The sequence below is a fragment of the Mycobacterium sp. 852013-50091_SCH5140682 genome (assembly GCF_001665685.1).
GTDB lineage: Bacteria > Actinomycetota > Actinomycetes > Mycobacteriales > Mycobacteriaceae > Mycobacterium.
Genome location: NZ_LZTB01000134.1, coordinates 1 through 3,841, shown reverse-complemented (window position 1 = coordinate 3,841; position 3,841 = coordinate 1). Strand labels below are relative to the sequence as shown.

Below are 3,841 nucleotides of genomic sequence, written 5' to 3'. Positions count from 1 at the left end.
GCCACCGGCTTCCTGGGCCGCTACCTGGCCCTGGAATGGCTCGAACGCATGGACCTGGTCGACGGCAAGGTCATCGCCCTGGTGCGAGCCCGCTCCGACGAGGAAGCCCGCGCCCGCCTCGACGCCATCTTCGACACCGGCGACGCGAAACTCCTTGCCCACTACCAGCAATTGGCTGCCGAGCACCTCGAGGTCATCGCAGGCGACAAGGGCGAGGCCAACCTCGGACTCGACCAGCAGACCTGGCAGCGTCTGGCCGACGACGTCGACCTGATCGTCGACCCGGCCGCCCTGGTCAACCACGTCCTGCCCTACAGCGAGCTGTTCGGGCCCAATGCTCTGGGCACGGCCGAACTGATCCGCATCGCCCTGACCACCAAGATCAAGCCGTACACCTATGTGTCGACGATCGGGGTGGGCGACCAGATCACACCCGGCAAGTTCGTCGAAGAAGCTGACGTGCGCGAGATGAGCGCGGTGCGCCGCATCGACGACTCGTACGCCAACGGGTACGGCAACAGCAAGTGGGCCGGCGAAGTCCTGCTGCGCGAAGCCAACGACCTGTGCGGGCTGCCGGTGGCCGTGTTCCGCTGCGACATGATCCTGGCCGATACGACGTATTCAGGCCAGTTGAACCTGCCCGACATGTTCACCCGGATGATGTTCAGCCTGGTGGCCAGCGGTATCGCCCCCGGCTCGTTCTACGAGCTGGACGCCGAGGGCAAACGGCAGCGGGCGCACTACGACGGCCTGCCGGTGGAATTCATCGCGGAGTCGATCTCCACGCTGGGGGCACAGGCAGTCGAGAGCTTCGCGACCTACCACGTGATGAACCCGTACGACGACGGTCTGGGCATGGACGAGTTCGTCGACTGGCTCATCGAGGCGGGCTATCAGATCGAGCGCATAGCCGACTACGCCCAGTGGTTGCAGCGGTTCGAAAGCACCCTGCGCGCGCTGCCCGACAAGCAACGTCAGGCCTCCTTGCTGCCGCTGCTGCACAACTACCAGAAGCCGGAACGCCCGATGCTGGGTGCGCTGGCGCCGACCGATCGGTTCCGGGAAGCCGTGCAAGAAGCCAAGATCGGGCCCGACAAGGACATCCCGCATGTGACACCCGCGGTCATCGTGCAGTACATCACCAACCTCAAGCAGCTCGGCCTGCTCTGAGCCCATCCGTACAACGCCCTCGCCCTGTCCCCGGGCGGGGGCGTTGTCGCGTGTGGGTGGGGTGACGCATCTCGCACCGACGCGCCCTGGACTCTCGAAATATATTTAGTTTTACTAACGTAGTATTTGGTAGACGCATCGAGCGTCGGTTACCACAAGATTTGATTTGCTCAGGGGACTTGATTATGTCGAATGAAACCCGTGAAGAACGGCTCGAGAGCCGACTCGCCGCCCTTTATGCCAACGATCCGCAGTTTGCCGCCGCACGGCCCGACGAGGCCGTCAGCACCGCCGTCGACCGCCCTGGCCTGCGCCTGCCCGCCATCGTCAAAGAAGTGATGGCCGGCTACGCCGACCGCCCGGCCCTCGGCACCCGCGCCGTCGAACTCGTCACCGACACCGAGGGCCGCACCTCGGCTCAGTTGCTGCCGCGCTTCGAGACCATCACCTACCGCCAGCTCGGCGACCGCATCCAGGCCGTCACCAACGCCTGGCACAACCATCCCGTCAAGCCCGCCGACCGCGTCGCAATCCTCGGCTTCACCAGCGTTGACTACACCACCATCGACGTCGCGCTCATCGAGCTCGGCGCGGTCTCGGTCCCGTTGCAGACCAGCGCACCCGTCGCGCAGCTGCAACCGATCATCGCCGAAACCGAACCCAAGGTCGTCGCCTCCAGCGTCGACTTCCTCGACGACGCCGTCGCACTCATCCAGTCCGGACCCGCCCCGGCCCGCCTGGTGGTGTTCGACTACCGCCCCGAGGTCGACGACCACCGGGAAGCGTTCGAGGCCGCCAAGGCCGCGCTCGCCGGCACCGGCGTCCAGGTCGAAGCCTTCGCCGACGTGCTCGACCGCGGCCGCAGCCTCGCCGACGCGCCGCTGTACGTGTCCGGCCAGGCCGACCCGCTGACCCTGTTGATCTACACCTCCGGCAGCACCGGAACCCCCAAGGGTGCGATGTACCCGGAGAACAAGGTCTCCACCATGTGGCGGATCGCATCCAAGGCCACCTGGGACGAGAACCAGAGCGCGCTGCCCGCGATCACGCTGAACTTCATGCCGATGAGCCACGTGATGGGCCGCGGCATCCTGTACGCGTCGCTGGCCTCCGGTGGCACCGCCTACTTCGCTGCCCGCAGCGACCTGTCGACCTTCCTGGAAGACCTGGCCCTGGTCCGTCCCACGCAGCTCAGCTTCGTGCCGCGCATCTGGGACATGCTCTTCCAGGAGTATCAGAGCCGGTTGGACCAGCACGGCGCCGCTTCTGCGGACGTTGAAGAGCAGGTGCTCGCCGAAGTGCGCCAGGACCTGCTGGGTGGCCGGTTCGTGTCCGCGATGACGGGCTCCGCGCCGATCTCGGCCGAGATGAAGGCCTGGGTGGAGCGCCTGCTGCAGATGCACCTGCTGGAGGGTTACGGCTCGACCGAGGCCGGGTCGGTCTTCGTCGACGGACACATCCAGCGGCCGCCGGTGATCGACTACAAACTGGCCGACGTGCCCGAGCTGGGTTACCTGAGCACCGACCGCCCGCATCCGCGCGGCGAGCTGCTGGTCAAATCCGAGCAGATGTTCCCGGGCTACTACAAGCGCCCCGAGATCACCGCCGAGATGTTCGACACCGACGGCTACTACCGCACCGGTGACATCGTCGCCGAGGTCGGCCCCGATCAGGTGGAGTACCTGGACCGGCGCAACAACGTCCTCAAGCTGTCGCAGGGCGAATTCGTCACGGTGTCCAAGCTGGAGGCCGTCTTCGGCGACAGCCCGCTGGTGCAACAGATCTACCTGTACGGCAACAGCGCCCGCGCGTACCTGCTGGCCGTCGTGGTTCCGACCGACCCCGCCACCTCGAAGCAAGCCATCAGTGACTCGCTGCAGGAGGCTGCTCGCGCCGCGAACCTGCAGTCCTACGAAGTTCCTCGCGATTTTCTGGTAGAGACAACGCCGTTCACACTCGAGAACGGTCTGCTGACCGGTATCCGCAAGCTGGCCCGGCCGAAACTGAAGGCGCACTACGGCGATCGACTCGAACAGCTCTACACCGACCTCGCCGAGGGACAGGCCAATGAGCTGCGTGAACTCCGTCGCCATGGTGCCGCCGCACCCGTTCTCGACACCGTAAGCCGCGCCGCCGGAGCGCTGCTCGGCGCGTCGGTCTCAGACCTGCGGCCCGACGCCCACTTCACCGATCTCGGTGGAGATTCGCTGTCGGCGTTGACGTTCTCGAATCTGCTGCACGAGATCTTCGAGGTCGACGTGCCGGTCGGCGTGATCGTCAGCCCGGCCAACGACCTGGCCGCCATCGCCGGCTACATCGACACCGAGCGGCAGGGTTCGAAGCGACCGACGTATGCGTCGGTGCACGGTCGTGACGCGACGGAAGTGCACGCTGCCGACCTCACGCTGGACAAGTTCATCGACGCCGCGACGCTGGCGGCTGCGCCGTCGCTGCCCAAGGCACCGACCGAGGTCCGTACCGTCTTGCTGACCGGCGCCACCGGCTTCCTGGGCCGCTACCTGGCCCTGGAATGGCTCGAACGCATGGACCTGGTCGACGGCAAGGTCATCGCCCTGGTCCGGGCCCGCTCCGACGAAGAAGCCCGCGCCCGCCTCGACGCCATCTTCGACACCGGCGACGCGAAACTCCTTGCCCACTACCAGCAATTGGC

General features: G+C 66.2%; 2 protein-coding genes. Both read left to right on the top strand.

Annotated features, from left to right (window positions below; genetic code table 11):
- Positions 1-1,170, top strand: a 1,170-nt coding sequence (locus A5784_RS35740; protein WP_156750955.1) for an SDR family oxidoreductase, incomplete at its 5' end; no start/stop codon positions are given.
- A 185-nt stretch (positions 1,171-1,355) separates the two neighbouring features.
- On the top strand, positions 1,356-3,841 hold a 2,486-nt coding region (gene car / locus A5784_RS35735; protein WP_064949593.1), incomplete at its 3' end, for a carboxylic acid reductase.